Source organism: Tistrella mobilis (assembly GCF_041468085.1).
Classification (GTDB): Bacteria; Pseudomonadota; Alphaproteobacteria; order Tistrellales; family Tistrellaceae; genus Tistrella; species Tistrella mobilis_A.
The window spans coordinates 4061537-4076092 of the sequence record NZ_CP121017.1; the positions used below are offsets into that span (position 1 = coordinate 4061537).

Here is a 14556-nt window from a genome sequence, read left to right on the forward strand (position 1 = left end):
TGCATGACCCGTCCCGCAGGCGGAACGTCGTCCTGGCTCCTGAATGCCATCGGATCGCCTTTATTTGCAATTCATTTTCATTCTCAAAATATGTGACCCCATATATCCGCCGCCCGTCAGACTGCCACTCTGCGGACCCCGTGTATGACGGTGCAGCTCGGGACTGGATGTCCCGCCCCACCCCATCTACCATCGCCTTCACCCCTGCACATGTTGGCGTGACGGCCGGACCGTCGCGCCACGACGGGGGAGTGTCTGCACGTGATGCATGTCTACATCGATGGCAGCCGGCAGCCGCTGGGCGCCGGGTTCGACGACTATCTGAACCCCACCCGCACGGCAGTGGTGTCGATCGATCTGCATCGGGGACATCTGGAGGATGATCCCGATTGCCCCTGCCCCGCCCCCAGGGCGCGGGCGATCGTCGAGGGCGTGAACCGGTTTCACGCCGCGGCGCGCGCAGCCGGCGTGCCGGTGATCCATGTCCGCAGCACGCTGCGCAAGGGCGGCGTCGACGACATCGCCGGCATTCCATCGGCCTGGCGGCGGGTGTTCCCGCTCCATGTCGGCCCGATCCCCAATTCCGACGGCCATGCCATCGAAGGATCGCGCTGGACGGAGTTCGTGACCGCGGTCGACGATCGCGATCTGGTGGTTTCGGGCAAGAAGCGGCTTTCGGCCTTCTACCCCACCGATCTCGACTTCCTGCTGCGCAATATGGGCGTCGAGGCGCTGATCCTGAACGGCTGCCTGGCCGATTGCTGCGTACTCAACACCGCCTTCGACGGCTCGAACATGGGCTATCGGGTCACGGTGCTGCGCGATCTGGTGGCCGGCACGACCGAGGATCTGGAAGCCGCATCGCTGAAGATCGTCGCCATGCATCTGGGCCTGGTCGCCGATGCGGACGATCTGCTCGGCGCCTGGCGCGAGATGCAGCCCGCCACAAAAAAACGGGCGGGATGAGAACCATCCCGCCCGTCTGCCGCTCTTGCGGATCAGCCCCGGCTCAGGCCGCAGCCGATGCCGCGGGTTTCGCCAGCGGCTTCTTCAGGATCCGCAGCATGATCGCCGTCACCACGGTGCCGGCGATCAGGGCGACCAGATAGCCGCCGAGCGAGACCACGGCATTGGGGATCGGCAGCACGAAGATGCCGCCATGGGGCACCTTGAGCTGGGCGCCCACCGCCATCGAAATCGCACCGGCAAGGGCCGATCCGACCATCAGCGACGGGATCACCCGGAACGGATCGCGGGCCGCGAAGGGGATGGCCCCCTCGCTGATGAAGGCAAGGCCGAGCACGGCCGCGGCATTGCCCGCCTCACGCTCGTCGCCCGTGAACCGGCCGGGGAAGAGCTTGGTCGCAAGCGCGATGCCGAGCGGCGGGGTCATGCCGGCCGCCATGGCCGCCGCCATCGGCCCGTAGATTTCAGAGGCGATCAGGCCGGTGGAGAAGGCATAGGCCGCCTTGTTGACCGGGCCACCCATGTCGAAGGCCATCATCAGCCCGATGATCAGGCCGAGCAGGACGGCGCTGCCGCCCTGCATGTTGCGCAGCCAGTCGCTGAGCGTCGCCAGGAGCTGCGCCACCGGCTCGCCCACCACGAACAGCATCAGCAGCCCGGTGAGCAGCGAGCCCAGGATCGGCAGGATCAGGACCGGCTTCAGCCCCTCCAGATTCCTGTGCAGGCGGATGTTGCGGTTGAGCCAGGCGGTGCCGTAGCCGGCGATGAAGCCGGCGACGATCCCGCCCAGGAAGCCGGCGCCGATCTGGGTGGCGATCATGCCGCCGATCATGCCCGGCGCGATACCCGGCCGGTCGGCCACCGAATAGGCGATGTAGCCGGCCAGCGCCGGCACCATCAGCGCAAAGGCACCCTTGGCGCCGATCTGGAACAGGGCATAGGCGAGCGTGCCCTGATTGGCGTCCTCATAGGCATAGATGCCGCCCAGGGCAAAGGCGATCGCGATCAGCAGGCCGCCCGTGGTGACGAAGGGCAGCATGAAGGAAACGCCGGTCATCAGATGGCGATAGGGGCCCGTGCGGCCGGATCCCTGTCCGCCCGCCGTCTTCGCCGCAGCCGGTGCCGTATCATCCGGGGCCGCGGCGCCCCTGCCCTGAACCTTCGCATCGGCGAAGGCGCGGTTGATCAGCCCCTGACCGTCATTGATCGCGGGCTTGGTGCCCGAAAGATAGACCCGCTTGCCGTCGAAGCGCGACAGGTCGACCTGGGTGTCGGCGGCGATGATCACCAGATCGGCGGCGCGGATCTCGTCGGCCGTCAGCCCGTCCCGCGCGCCCACCGAGCCTTGCGTCTCCACCCGAGCCTCGTGCCCCAGCGCCTTCGCCGCCTGAAGGATGCCCTCGGCAGCCATGAAGGTATGGGCGATGCCGGTCGGGCACGAGGTGATGGCGACGATCCGCCGGCCGCCTTCCGGTGCCGCGGCTGCGGCCCTGGCGGGCGCAGCCTTGCCCGCCAGGGCGCGGCCGAGCACCGCCGCCGGATCCCGCAGCACGTCATCGACGGTTGCGGCCGTCACGGCCTTGCCGGCAAAGCGCGGATCATTGCCGCTGCCGCCGACCGCCAGCACCGCATCGGCGCCGGCGATGGCGGCGGCTTCCAGCACGTCGCGCGCCGTCTCGCCGTCGTGGAATTCGATCGCGATCGCATGACCGCCGTCATGGGCGTGCTTGCGCAGCGCTTCCGCCGCCAGCACCGCCCTTGTGCCGAGCCGTTCGGTCCCGGCCTCTTCGGCCGTGATCACGGCCACCAGTTTCGACATGTTTCCCCCTTCTGCCGCGCAATGCGGCAGCGGATCAGTTCCGGACCTGAAGACGGTCGGCGATATCGGCCTCGGCCAGATGCACGCGGGCCATGGCCGCCTCGACCACGCCCCGTGGCGGCAGATGCGGCCCCACAAGGCCAAGCTTGGTCGCGGCGAAGGCGGTGCCGGCGCGGGCGATCCGCTCCAGATCCCCCCCCTCTGCCTGAGCGGCGACGATGCCGGCGACCATGGCATCACCCGCCCCCACCGTACTCAGCACCCGCTCGGGCGGCAGGCCGGCATGGATCGCGCGGGTGGCGGTCACGAACAGGGCCCCCTCCGCCCCCATCGAGACCACCACCAGCGCGATCCCCCGCGCAACGAGGCCCTGCGCCGCCGCCAGCAGATCGGCCCTGGTTTCAAGCCGCCGGCCGGCCCAGGCGGCAAGCTCGTCCCGGTTGGGCTTCACGCAGTCGGGCAGCGCATCCTCGTCGGCACCCAGGGCGGCGGCGAGCGGCGCGCCGCTCGTATCCAGCACCACCCGGGCGCCGCGGGCGCGGAGCCTGCGGCAGAGATCGGGATAGATGTCCACCGCCACCCCTGACGGCAGGCTGCCGGCCAGCACCACCACCGATTCCGGCCCCGCCACCTCGTCGAGCACGCTGCGAAGCCGGCCGAGATCGGCCGCCCCGACGCCAAGCCCGGGCAGGTTGATGTCGGTGGTATCCGCAGCCGCCAGATCCGCCAGCTTCACATTGACCCGGGTCTCCCCCGGAACCCTGAGGAAGCGGTCAGCGATGCGCCCGGCGGCGAACAGCCCGTCGAAGGCCGCGGCATTGTCGCGCCCCAGGATGCCGGTCGCGGTGACCCGGAACCCCCAATCGGCCAGACAGCTTGCGACATTGACGCCCTTGCCGCCGGGGCTGCGTTCCACCCGCTTCGCCCGATGAACCTCTCCCGGCACCAGATGGTCGATCACGATCGTCTGGTCGATCGCCGGGTTGAGGGTGACGGTGATGATTGCCGCCGTCATGCGCCGAGCCTCGCCTCCAGCGCCCGGACGTCGGCGGCGGTGCCGGCGGCGAGGGCCTCGTCGGCCAGCGCCTTCAGCGCCCCGTGGTCCAGACCGCGCAGCCGGGCCTTGACCGCCGGAATGTCCCGCGGGGTCATCGACAGCTCGCGCACGCCAAGGCCTGCAAGCAGCGCCGCGCCGAAGGGATCGCCGGCGATACCGCCGCAGACGCCGACCCAGCGGCCGGCACGGGCGGCGCCGTCGACCGTCATCCGGATCAGACGCAGCACGGCCGGGTGCAGGCTGTCCGCCTCGGCGGCCAGCTCCGGATGCTGGCGGTCGATCGCCAGGCCGTACTGGGTGAGATCATTGGTGCCGATCGAAAAGAAATCGACATGGGGTGCAAAGACATCCGCCTGCACGGCCGTCGACGGCACCTCGACCATGATGCCGAGCGGTACCTCGGGTGCATCGAGATCGGCGCGGATACGGTCGGCGATCCGGCGCAGTTCCAGCACCTCGCCCAGCGAGGTGATCATGGGGAACATGATCGAGAGCCTTGCGCCGTCGCGGGCCGCGCGATAGAGCGCGCGCAGCTGCGGCTCCAGCAGATCGGGCCGGCGCAGCAGCAGCCGGGCGCCGCGCACGCCAAGGAACGGGTTCTCTTCATGCGGCAGATGCAGATGCGCCACCTGCTTGTCGCCGCCGATATCGAGCGCCCGCACGATCAGCGGCCGGCCGTCGAGGGCAGCCGCCATGTCGCGATAGAAGGCGTATTGTTCGTCTTCGTCCGGCGTGCGGTCGCGTTCGAGGAACAGGAATTCCGTCCGCATCAGTCCGACGCCTTCAGCCCCCTGATCGAGCGCCAGCGGCACCTGGTCGGGACGGTTGACATTGGCACCGATCTCGACGGTGTGGCCGTCGGTTGTCCGGGCCGGCAGGCCGCGTTCCTCCGCCTCCCGCGCCCGCAGGGCCGCCTGCTCGTCGGCCCAGGTCCGGGCGGCGGCGAGGGCCGCCTCGGACGGGTCGACATAGAGCCGCCCGGCCTGGCCGTCCAGGATCACCTGCGTGCCGGGGGCGAGGTCGAGCAGCGCGCCACCCGCGGCCACCATCGCCGGCAGGCCGAGCGTGCGCGCCAGAATCGCGGTATGGGAGGTGGGGCCGCCCTGGGCGGTGGCGAGACCGATCACCTTGCCCGTATCCAGCCCGGCCGTGTCGGAGGGGGAGAGATCGGCGGCCAGCAGGATCACCGGCCCCTCGGGCAGGTCGCCGATGCCGCCCTGGGCCAGGCCCGGTTCGATCCGCAGCAGAACCCGCCGGCCGACATCGCGCAGATCCGCAGCCCGGGCCGCGAGCACCGGATTGTCGGAGGCCGCCAGCCGGCCGGCCAGCCGCTCCACCGCCTCGTGCCACGACCAGGCGACGCCATGGCCTTCGACCATCAGCTGACAGGCGAGCGTCACCAGATCGGCATCGTTCAGCAGTTCGGCCTGGGCCTCGAAGATCTTCGCTTCGGCAGCCCCCAGCCGGCGGGAGGTGTCGTCCGCCAGAACCTTGAGCTGTTCGCGGGTCAATTGCAGCGCGCCATGGAGCGCATCGCCGCCCTCGATCAGCGGCACCGGCCGGTCCGGCACGGTGATCGGGCCGGATGCCAGCACATGAACGCGGCCGATGGCGAGGCCGGGGGAAGCGGGCAGGCCCGCCACCGGCACCAGCCCGGCATCGGCGGGCGGGGTCCAGCCGGCAACCGGTGCGGCGGCCCGCTCGGCCGCTCGGGCGGCTGCCGCCCGCTCCTCCTGCCCCAGGCGGTCCATCACCGCCTTCATCTGCTGCAGCGCCCGGGCGGCATCGGCCCCGTCGGCCGAAACCCGGACGCTGTCGCCCTGCTTCAGGCCAAGCTGGAGCAGGGGGATCATGTTTTTGGCGTCCGCCGCCTCGCCGCCATGACGGATGCGGATCCGGGCCTGGAACCGCCGGGCCGTATCGGCCCAGACAGAGGCGGGGCGGGCATGAAGGCCGGTCGGGTAGTCGACCGTCCAGTCGAAACCTTCGGCGAAGTCGGCCACGTCGCCGGCCGCGGCAGCCGGCCCGTCTTCGCCGGCCAGTGCCCCGATGATGTCTTCGACCCGGGTGGTGCGGGTAAGCCGGGCAAGCCGCGCCTCGTCGTTCAGCAGCCGGGTCAGACGGCGCAGAATCGCGATATGGGCATCGGATTTTGCCGCGATCGCCACCACCAGACGGGCCGTCTGGCCGTCATTCCAGGTCACGCCGTCGGGCACCTGCAGCACCGCGACGGCATTGCCGTGGACCAGTGCCCGGTCGTCGACCATGCCATGGGGGATGGCCACGCCCGCCCCCAGAAAGGTGTTCGCCACCGCCTCGCGCTTCAGCATGCTCTCGACATAGGCCGGCGCGCAGATGCCGGCGGCGACCAGCATCTGCGCCGCCTCGCGAATGGCTGTCGGCTTGTCGGCCGGGGCAGCCCCCAGCCGGATGAGATCACGACGGATGGCGGCGGCGCCATCAGCCGGCGGCGCGAAGGGCTCGGGGGCTGGCGTCATCGTCTGGTCTTCCTCCCCTGCCCGGCCATCTGCATCGGGCCCCTGTTTTCGGGACCACCGGGCGTGTCGACAGGCACGCAGCCGGGGCGGCCCGCCTGGCCGATCTCGGGGCGTGCGGAATTTTCGTGCCGGATGGCACCTCGGGGTGAATTGAAATCGATTACACAAACACTGTCAAGACAGCACCCTTTCACACATATGCTGCACCGCAGCAAATGCTTGCATTCCGCCAGCCGATGGGCGAAAATTCAGCCTACGAAGCTGAAAACGATTTCAGGTCATGTCCACGCTCAAGGCCAGAATCAAGGATGTCGCCCGCGAAGCCGGGGTCTCGGTCGCAACCGTATCCCGGGTGCTGACCGGCGGCCCGGTCAGCACGCAGTTGCGCGACAAGGTCGATGCGGCGATCCGCGCCACCGGCTACCGGCCCAATCTCTCGGCGCGCCGGCTGCGCTCTCAGCACAGCCGGACGATCGGCCTGATCGTGTCCGACATCCGCAACCCCTTCTTCACCGCGGTCAGCCGTGCCGTCGAAGATGCCGCCTACGAGGCCGGCATGCGGGTCATCCTGTGCAACACCGACGAAAACCCTGAAAAGGAGGCGATGTATCTGCGCCTCATGCAGGAAGAGCGGGTGACCGGGCTGATCTTCGCGCCCACCCGCACCTCGGCCGAAGCCCTGTCGCAGACCGCGCTGGATTTCCCGGCGGTGCTGATCGATCGCGTCGGCCCGCCGGGCCTGCACGATGCGGTGGTGCTCGACAACGCCGCCGCCGCCCATACCCTGGTCTCGCATCTGATGGAACAGGGCTATCGCCGGATCGGCGGCCTGTTCGGCAATACGAGTACGACGGGCATCGAGCGCCATGCCGGCTTTGCCGCAGCCCTGGCCGCCCGGGGCCTGGCGGCACCCGCCCGTTTCATCCCGCCCACCGCAGATGCGGGCGAGGCAGAGTTGCTGGACTGGATGCAGTCGTCCGATCGCCCGGATGCACTGATCGCAAGCAACGGCCAGCTGCTGCTGGGCGTCGCCCGGGCCATCCGCCGCCTGGGGCTCAGCATGCCCCACGATCTGGCGGTTGCCGGTTTCGATAACGAGACCTGGACCAGCCTGGTCGGCCCCGGCCTGACCGTCATCGAACAGCCGGTTCACGAGATCGGCACCACTGCCATGTCGCTGCTGTTCGATCGGCTGCAGCGCCCCGGCGGCCCTGCCCGCAAGATGGTGCTCTCGGGCCGGCCGATCCTGCGCGGCTCCACCGGCGCACGGCTGCGCGCCGTCGCAAACTGATCCACCCGGCCCGGCCCTGCCGGGCTGTTTTCTGCCTCGACTCATCCCCTCCAGGGGGATAGGATCCAGGTCATGACAGAGCATCCGCATCTCCATGCCAGCCATCCGGACGTGATCAAGCGCCTGAAGCGCGCCGAGGGCCATCTGCGCAGCGTCGTGCAGATGATCGAGGCCGGGCGCCCCTGCCTCGACGTCGCCCAGCAGCTCCATGCGGTCGAAAAGGCGGTGGCACAGGCCAAACGCACCCTGATCCAGGATCATCTGGACCACTGCCTCGACGATGTCGCGGCACCGCTGGATGGGGCGCGGCGGCAGGTGCTCACCGACTTCAAGGCAATCGCAAAGTATCTCTGACCTCCCGGAATCCCCGACCTCCCGGAGAACCCGTTCCATGGCGGTACTGCCCGCGAACCGTGTCTGGCGTCGCCTGTTCCTGGCGCAGATCGTGGCGCTGTCGGGCACGGGGCTTGCCACTGTGGCGCTCGGCCTGCTGGCCTGGGATCTGGCGGGGCCTCAGGCGGGCACCGTGCTCGGCACCGCGCTCGCGATCAAGATGGTCGCCTATGTCGGCGTGGCGCCGGTTGCAGCCGCATTTGCCGAACGGCTGCCAAGACGGCGGCTGCTGGTCGGGCTGGATCTCGTCCGGGCGGCGATGGCGGCCTGCCTGCCTTTCGTGACCGAGATCTGGCAGGTCTATCTGCTGATCTTCCTGCTGCAATCGGCCTCCGCCGCCTTCACACCGACCGTGCAGGCCCTGATCCCCGACATTCTGACGGACGAGGCCGCGTATACCAGGGCACTGTCCGCCTCACGCCTCGCCTACGACCTTGAGGCGGTGGCAAGTCCGGCCCTCGCCGCCGCCCTGCTCAGCGTCACGGGCTTTCACGCCCTGTTCGGTGGAACCGCCCTGGGCTTCCTGGTCTCGGCAGGGCTGATCGCCGGCCTCGCCCTCCCGGCGTTCCGGGCGGCCGGTCCGCGACCGCCTCTCGGCCGGCGAAGCCTCGACGGCCTGCACATCATCCTGGCCACCCCCCGGCTGCGGGCGCTGGCAGCCATCGATCTGGCCCTGGCCGCGGCCGGCGCCATGGTGATCGTCAACACGGTGGTGATCGTGCAGGGCCGGCTTGGCCTGAACGAAAGCCGGACGGCACTCCTGCTCGCGATCAACGGCGCAGGCTCGATGCTCGCCGCCCTTACCCTGCCGCGCCTGCTCGACCGGTTGCCGGAACGACGGGTCATGCTGACGGGCACGGCGCTGCTCGCCCCCTGCCTTCTGGCCGGGCTGACGACCCCCACCCCCCTGACCCTCGCCGCCCTCTGGTTCACGCTGGGGCTGGCATCGGCATATGCCCAGACGCCGGCGGGCCGGCTCCTCCGCCGGTCGGCAGCCCCCGAGGACCGCCCGGCCCTGTTCGCGGCGCAGTTCGCGGTCTCTCATGCCTGCTGGCTGCTTGCCTATCCGCTGGCCGGCTGGGGCGGTGCGGTCCTCGGCACGGATGCGGCATTCGCGATGATGGCCGTGATCGCCGGCATCGCCGCCACCGCGGCCATGCTGTTCTGGCACAGCCATGATCCGGCGGTCGTGGAGCACGTGCACGCGGCCCTGCCAGAGGGACATCCGCATCTCGCCGATGCCCGCCCCGGCCCCCGGGGCCACGTGCACGCCCATGCCTTCGTGATCGACCGTCACCATCGCCACTGGCCCCGGTGACGGGAGGGCGCGATCGCGACCGCATGGAAGCGGAAGCCGCGCGTTCAGTCGGGAAGCTTCACCACCGGCACCAGCTGATCACCCCAATGGCCGACACCGTCGTGGATGCGGCTGACGCGATGCAGCTCGACCGTCGCCCCCGCCTGAACCGCTGCCGAGACGGCATGGTTCAGGCGATGAACATGGTCGGCAAGACGGCGGATGGCGGTGTCGCGATCCGGGGGATGCGGACAGGAACCGCTGCCCGGAATGGCGATCATCTCGGCGTCGTACATGGGAACAGCCTCCTCACTCGGCCGCGGATTTGTCGACGGATTTGTCGAATTGTGCGGCCTCGGTCGATTCCGCCATGGCGGTGGTCGACGACCGGCCGCCGGTGATGGCCAGGGACACGGCGTCGAAATAGCCGGTGCCGACCTCGCGCTGATGGCGGGTGGCCGTGTAGCCGGCGGCCTCCGCGGCGAATTCGGCCTGCTGCAGCTCGGCATAGGCCGCCATGCCCCGATCGCGGTAGCCGCGGGCCAGTTCGAACATGCCGTGATTGAGCTGATGGAAGCCGGCCAGCGTCACGAACTGGAAGCGGTAACCCATCGCCCCCAGCTCCCGCTGAAAGCGGGCGATATCAGCGTCCGACAGCTTCGCCCGCCAATTGAACGACGGTGAACAGTTATAGGCGAGCAGCTTGCCCGGATACTGCGCCTGCACCGCTTCGGCAAACCGGCGCGCATCGGCCAGATCCGGATGCGACGTTTCCCACCACAGCAGATCGGCATAGGGCGCATAGGCGAGGCCACGGGCGATACAGGCATCGACACCATTGCGGAAGGCGTGGAAGCCTTCGGACGTGCGCTCGCCCGGCTCGATGAACGGCCGGTCGCGCTCGTCGATGTCCGAGGTGATCAGCTTTGCCGCCTCGGCATCGGTACGGGCCACGATCAGCGTCGGCACCCCCATCACATCGGCTGCGAGGCGGGCCGCCGTCAGGTTGCGGATATGGGCCGCGATCGGAATCAGGACCTTGCCGCCCAGATGGCCGCATTTCTTTTCCGACGCCAGCTGGTCTTCAAAGTGAACGCCGGCCGCTCCGGCCTCGATATAGGCCTTCATGATCTCGAAGGCGTTGAGCGGGCCGCCGAAGCCGGCCTCGGCATCCGCCACGATCGGCGCGAACCAGTCATCCACACTGCGCCGGCCTTCGGCATGCTCGATCTGGTCGGCGCGCTGCAATGTACGGTTGATTCGCCGGGCGAGTTCCGGTCCCGAATTGGCCGGGTAGAGGCTCTGATCCGGATACATGGCGCCGGCCTGGTTGGCATCCGCGGCCACCTGCCAGCCCGAGAGATAGATCGCCTTCAGCCCGGCGCGCACCATCTGCATGGCCTGATTGCCCGAAAGCGCACCCAGGGCATTGATGTAGGGCTCGTCCTGAAGCAGTTGCCAGAGGCGGTTGGCGCCGCGCTCGGCCAGGCTGTGGGCGATGCGCACCGATCCGCGCAACCGCTCGACATCGGCCGCAGAATAGCTGCGGGTGATGCCGTCGAAACGGCCGGCGGGCGCGCCGGGCACAAGGGTGGCGAAGCTGGTCATGGGGAGGGGGCTCCTCGTCGATCGTCGGTGGAGGACGTCGTCAGGCCGCCGCGGCGGTGATCGCGCGACAGGCCGGCAGGGTCAGGAAGGGCAGCGGCCGGTCGCCGCCGCAGAGGGTGAGGAACAGCGCCTCCGCCTCGGCGCCACGCGGCAGCATCGCCCAGCCGGCGCGCAGGCCGGCTGCTTCCGCGGCCAGCCTGGCCGGGGTAACGGTGATGCCGTCTTCGGTGCACACCCGGTGGCGGGCCCATTGCCAGAGCTGAACGCGGCAGATTTCGGCGGTGGCCGCATCCTCCATCAGCCCGTCGAGAGCGACGCAGCCGCGACCGTCCAGCCAATGGGCCAGATAGCGGATGCCGACCGAGAGATTGGTGCGCAGCCCCGCCGTGGTGATCGTCCCGTCCGGGCGCCGCAGAAGATCGGCGGCAGTGATCCCGGGACCGTCATCGGGCCGGTCGATCTGGTTGGGACCGGTCATCACGGCATCGAAGGCCGCACGGGCCTCGGCGATCAGCCCCGGATGGGCCACCCAGGTACCGTCATGGCCAAGCCCGGCCTCACGCGTCTTGTCCGCCCGCACCCGGGCCAATGCGCGGGCATTACCCTCGGCATCGTCGCGCAGCGGGATCTGGGCCGCCATGCCGCCCATGGCATGGGCACCGCGACGATGGCAGGTGCGGATCAGCAACCGGGCATAATCGGCCAGGGCCGGCGCGGTCATGGTCACCTGCGCCCGGTCGGGCAGGATGAAATCCGGCCGCGTGCCCAGCGTCTTGATCATCGAGAACACATAGTCCCACCGGCCGCAATTGAGCCCGGTGATGTGATCGCGCAGCGCGTAGAGGATCTCGTCCATCTCGAAGGCGGCAGGCAGGGTCTCGATCAGCACGGTCACCCGGATCGTGCCGCGGGCCAGACCGAGACGGTCCTCCACCCATTCCAGCACATCGCGCCAGAGTGCCGCCTCGTGCCGGCTTTCCAGCTTGGGCAGGTAAAGATAGGGGCCCGTACCGCGAGCGACCGTCTCGGCTGCATTGTGGAAGAGGAACAGCCCGGCGTCGAACAGCGTGGCCGCAATCGCCGTTCCGTCGACCTTCAGATGCGCCTCTTCCATATGCCAGCCACGCGGCCGCACGATCAGCACCGCCGGTGTCGGGGAGAGCGCCGTCTCGCGGCCAGTCGCCGGGTCACGATGGGCAAGCGTGCGGCGCACGGCCCGGTACAACACCGCCTGACCGGTGAGCAATGCCGCCCAGAGCGGTGTCGTCGCATCCTCGAAATCGGCCATGAAGGCGTTGGCGCCGGAGTTCAGGGCAGAGATCGCCAGCTTTTCCGTCACCGGCCCGGTGATCTCGACCCGCCGGTCGACAAGATCGGCGGGCGCCGGGCGCACCCGCCAGTCCGCGGCACGGATTGCCGCGGTCTCTGCCGGAAAATCCAGAACTTCGGCACCGGTGGCGATCCGGACGGCGCGGGCCGTGCGCATCGCCAGCAACTCGCGGCGCCGGGCGCCGAAACGCCGCTCCAGCCCGGCCAGGAAGGCAAGCGCATCCGCCCCCAGCAGGGCGGCGGTTTCCATATCCGGGGCCGGTGTCGCCTGCACCACGCCTGCCCCGTCGATCCTGGTCATCACCGTCATGGCCATGTCTCCGGTCGTCATTTCCTCGTGTCACAGGATTGACAGACCGGCGGCGCACGTTCACCACTGAAATACCGAAAAAGGTTTGCAAGTCAAAGTTTTGACCTTGCCTGTCGCCATCATGTAAAGTTTGTGAAAGTCGCCGCGGCATATGGACAGGAAAATCTTCGCCGGCGCACGCATGCGCCATCTCCGCGAGAGCCGCGGCCTCACCCAGAGCGCCATGGCCCGCGATCTCGGCGTCTCGGCAAGCTATCTCAATCTCGTCGAGCACAATCAACGGCCGCTGACTGCACAATTGCTGCTGAAGCTGGCGACGACCTATGCCATCGACCTGCGCGATCTCGGCGGCGAGAACGAAGCCAGGATGGCCTCGGAACTGGCGGAAGCACTGGCAGACCCGGTGGTCGCCGATCCGCGGGATCCGGCCGGCCGGCCGGGCCCCGCCGAAATCAACGACGCCGTCACCTCAAGCCCGCGCATCGCCCGCGCCCTCGTGACCCTCTACCGCGCCTGGCGGCGCAATGCCCGGCAGGCCGACGACCTCGCCTCGCTGGCGCTCGGCCGCGATCGCCGGCCGGTTGCCGATGACGACCGTTTTCCGATCGAAGAAGTGCGGGACTATTTTCACGCCCGCGGCAACCATGTCGCCGAACTGGATACCGCAGCCGAGGAACTGGCCGCCGCGCTGCCCGGTCCCGATCGTATGGCCGGACTGATCGAGCGCCTGCGCGAACGTCACGGGCTGGCGGTCACCATCCTGCCCGTGCATGTGATGCCGGACATGCAGCGGCGCCATGATCACCACACCCGCCGCCTGTTCCTTTCGGAACTGCTGCCGCGTCCCAGCCGCTGTTTCCAGGTGGCGGTGCAGATCGCACTCATGGAACATGGCGAACTGATGGACCAGCTGGTCGCCGGGGCCGGGTTTCGAACCGCGGAAGCACGCAGCCTCTGCCGGATCGGCCTCGCCAACTATTTCGCCGGGGCGGTGATGATGCCATATGCCGGCTTCCTGGAAGCGGCCAGGCGCTGCCGTTATGACGTCACGGTGCTTGCCGCCCGCTTCGATGCCAGCATCGAACAGGTGGCCCACCGCCTGACGACGCTCCAGCGGCCGGACGCCCGCGGGATTCCGTTCTTCCTGCTCCGCGTCGACAATGCCGGCAATGTGTCGAAGCGTTTTGCTGCCGGCGGCTTTCATTTCGCCCGCCATGGCGGCACCTGCCCGCGCTGGCGGGTCCACGATGCCTTCGCAACCCCGGGGCAGACCATCATCCAGCCGGTGGAGATGCCCGACGGCACGGTCTATCTCACCGTCTCGCGAACCGTCGATACCCTGCCGGTGCCGCATCCCGGCAGCCCGAGGCGGCTTGCGATCAGCCTCGGCTGCGAGATCGGCCATGCCCCGAACGTGGCCTATGGCGACGGGCTCGACCTGTCGAGCCCTGCGGCGGTGACGCCGATCGGCGCCACCTGCCGGCTTTGCGAGCGCCCCAACTGCACCGCTCGCGCCTTCCCGCCGATGACCCGGCCGCTGGTCATCGACGGCAGCCGCAAGAACCTCTCGGCCTTCGAATTCGGCTGACAGGTCCCCGGCCGCGGTCACCCGGCCTCGGGCCGGGTGAAGTGCTCCAGCCGCACCACCTGCACGTCCGAGATGAACATCACCCCCGACTGCTTGCGGAAGAGCGGCGCCAGGCCGGCGGCGATCCGGCGGATGGCGGTCTCGGGCGCAACGGCGAGCAGCATCACCAGGCTGGCCTGATCGTTGAACAGCAGCCGCCCCTCCTGGAAGCGGTGATGCCCCTTGCCGGCGACATCGCGGATGAGGGTGTAGCCCGAGACGCCCGAATCGTCGAGCAGGCGCCGGACGAAGGGTTCGGTCTCGCCGGTGACGATGATCTCGATCTTCTTGAGCGGGTGGAACAGGATCTGATCGGAAGCAGCTGCGTCGGTCATGGAGTACGTCTCCTCGGGATCGGATC

General features: G+C 69.1%; 12 protein-coding genes. 5 read left to right on the top strand and 7 right to left on the bottom strand.

The window, feature by feature from the left end:
- Nucleotides 1-264 precede the first annotated feature (264 nt).
- A complete protein-coding gene (locus P7L68_RS23860) occupies nucleotides 265-966 on the top strand; it encodes an isochorismatase family cysteine hydrolase (RefSeq protein ID WP_372002274.1) in 702 nt (233 codons plus the stop codon).
- Nucleotides 967-1009: 43 nt separating this feature from the next.
- Here P7L68_RS23860 and P7L68_RS23865 read toward each other — a convergent pair whose 3' ends face one another.
- The 3 genes from P7L68_RS23865 to ptsP are packed head-to-tail and all read right to left on the bottom strand — an operon-like array spanning nucleotide 1010 to nucleotide 6340.
- Entirely contained in the window at nucleotides 1010-2785 is a 1776-nt protein-coding gene (locus P7L68_RS23865) for a fructose-specific PTS transporter subunit EIIC (RefSeq protein ID WP_372002276.1), read from the bottom strand.
- A 34-nt stretch (nucleotides 2786-2819) separates the two neighbouring features.
- Entirely contained in the window at nucleotides 2820-3800 is a 981-nt protein-coding gene (pfkB, locus tag P7L68_RS23870; RefSeq protein ID WP_372002278.1) for a 1-phosphofructokinase, read from the bottom strand.
- Nucleotides 3797-6340 carry a phosphoenolpyruvate--protein phosphotransferase gene (gene ptsP / locus P7L68_RS23875; protein ID WP_372002279.1) on the bottom strand — a complete coding sequence of 848 codons (2544 nt, stop codon included), beginning with the start codon at nucleotides 6338-6340 and terminating at the stop codon, nucleotides 3797-3799. The genes pfkB and ptsP overlap by 4 nt, the downstream gene beginning before the upstream one ends.
- A 280-nt stretch (nucleotides 6341-6620) precedes the next feature.
- On the opposite strand from ptsP, the gene P7L68_RS23880 reads away from it, so the two are divergent.
- The 3 genes from P7L68_RS23880 to P7L68_RS23890 all read left to right on the top strand — a co-directional run bounded on the left by P7L68_RS23880 (nucleotide 6621) and on the right by P7L68_RS23890 (nucleotide 9342).
- The gene (locus P7L68_RS23880; protein ID WP_372002281.1) at nucleotides 6621-7631 is read left to right on the top strand and encodes a LacI family DNA-binding transcriptional regulator; all 1011 of its coding nucleotides are present in this window, start codon (nucleotides 6621-6623) and stop codon (nucleotides 7629-7631) included.
- Between the two features lie 72 nt (nucleotides 7632-7703).
- Entirely contained in the window at nucleotides 7704-7985 is a 282-nt protein-coding gene (locus P7L68_RS23885) for a metal-sensing transcriptional repressor (protein WP_372002282.1), read from the top strand.
- A 37-nt stretch (nucleotides 7986-8022) separates the two neighbouring features.
- Nucleotides 8023-9342 carry an MFS transporter gene (locus P7L68_RS23890; protein ID WP_372002284.1) on the top strand — a complete coding sequence of 440 codons (1320 nt, stop codon included), beginning with the start codon at nucleotides 8023-8025 and terminating at the stop codon, nucleotides 9340-9342.
- A gap of 44 nt (nucleotides 9343-9386) precedes the next feature.
- Here the strand turns inward: P7L68_RS23890 and P7L68_RS23895 are convergent, their stop codons facing one another.
- From P7L68_RS23895 to aceB, 3 genes are read right to left on the bottom strand one after another with little or no spacing between them, the layout of a single operon-like run.
- Nucleotides 9387-9617 (bottom strand): hypothetical protein, encoded by a 231-nt coding sequence (locus P7L68_RS23895; protein WP_372002285.1) that lies wholly within the window; start codon nucleotides 9615-9617, stop codon nucleotides 9387-9389.
- A gap of 13 nt (nucleotides 9618-9630) precedes the next feature.
- On the bottom strand, nucleotides 9631-10929 hold the full coding sequence (aceA, locus tag P7L68_RS23900; RefSeq protein WP_372002288.1) for an isocitrate lyase: 1299 nt from the start codon (nucleotides 10927-10929) through the stop codon (nucleotides 9631-9633).
- 40 nt (nucleotides 10930-10969) lie between these two features.
- Complete coding sequence (aceB, locus tag P7L68_RS23905; RefSeq protein ID WP_372006943.1) at nucleotides 10970-12574, bottom strand: malate synthase A; 1605 nt, start codon at nucleotides 12572-12574, stop codon at nucleotides 10970-10972.
- 145 nt (nucleotides 12575-12719) lie between these two features.
- On the opposite strand from aceB, the gene P7L68_RS23910 reads away from it, so the two are divergent.
- Nucleotides 12720-14156, top strand: coding sequence for a short-chain fatty acyl-CoA regulator family protein (locus tag P7L68_RS23910; RefSeq protein ID WP_372002290.1), 1437 nt, complete (start codon nucleotides 12720-12722; stop codon nucleotides 14154-14156).
- A 17-nt stretch (nucleotides 14157-14173) separates the two neighbouring features.
- On the opposite strand, the gene P7L68_RS23915 is transcribed toward P7L68_RS23910, so the two are convergent.
- Complete coding sequence (locus tag P7L68_RS23915; RefSeq protein ID WP_372002292.1) at nucleotides 14174-14530, bottom strand: P-II family nitrogen regulator; 357 nt, start codon at nucleotides 14528-14530, stop codon at nucleotides 14174-14176.
- Between the last annotated feature and the right edge of the window lie 26 nt (nucleotides 14531-14556).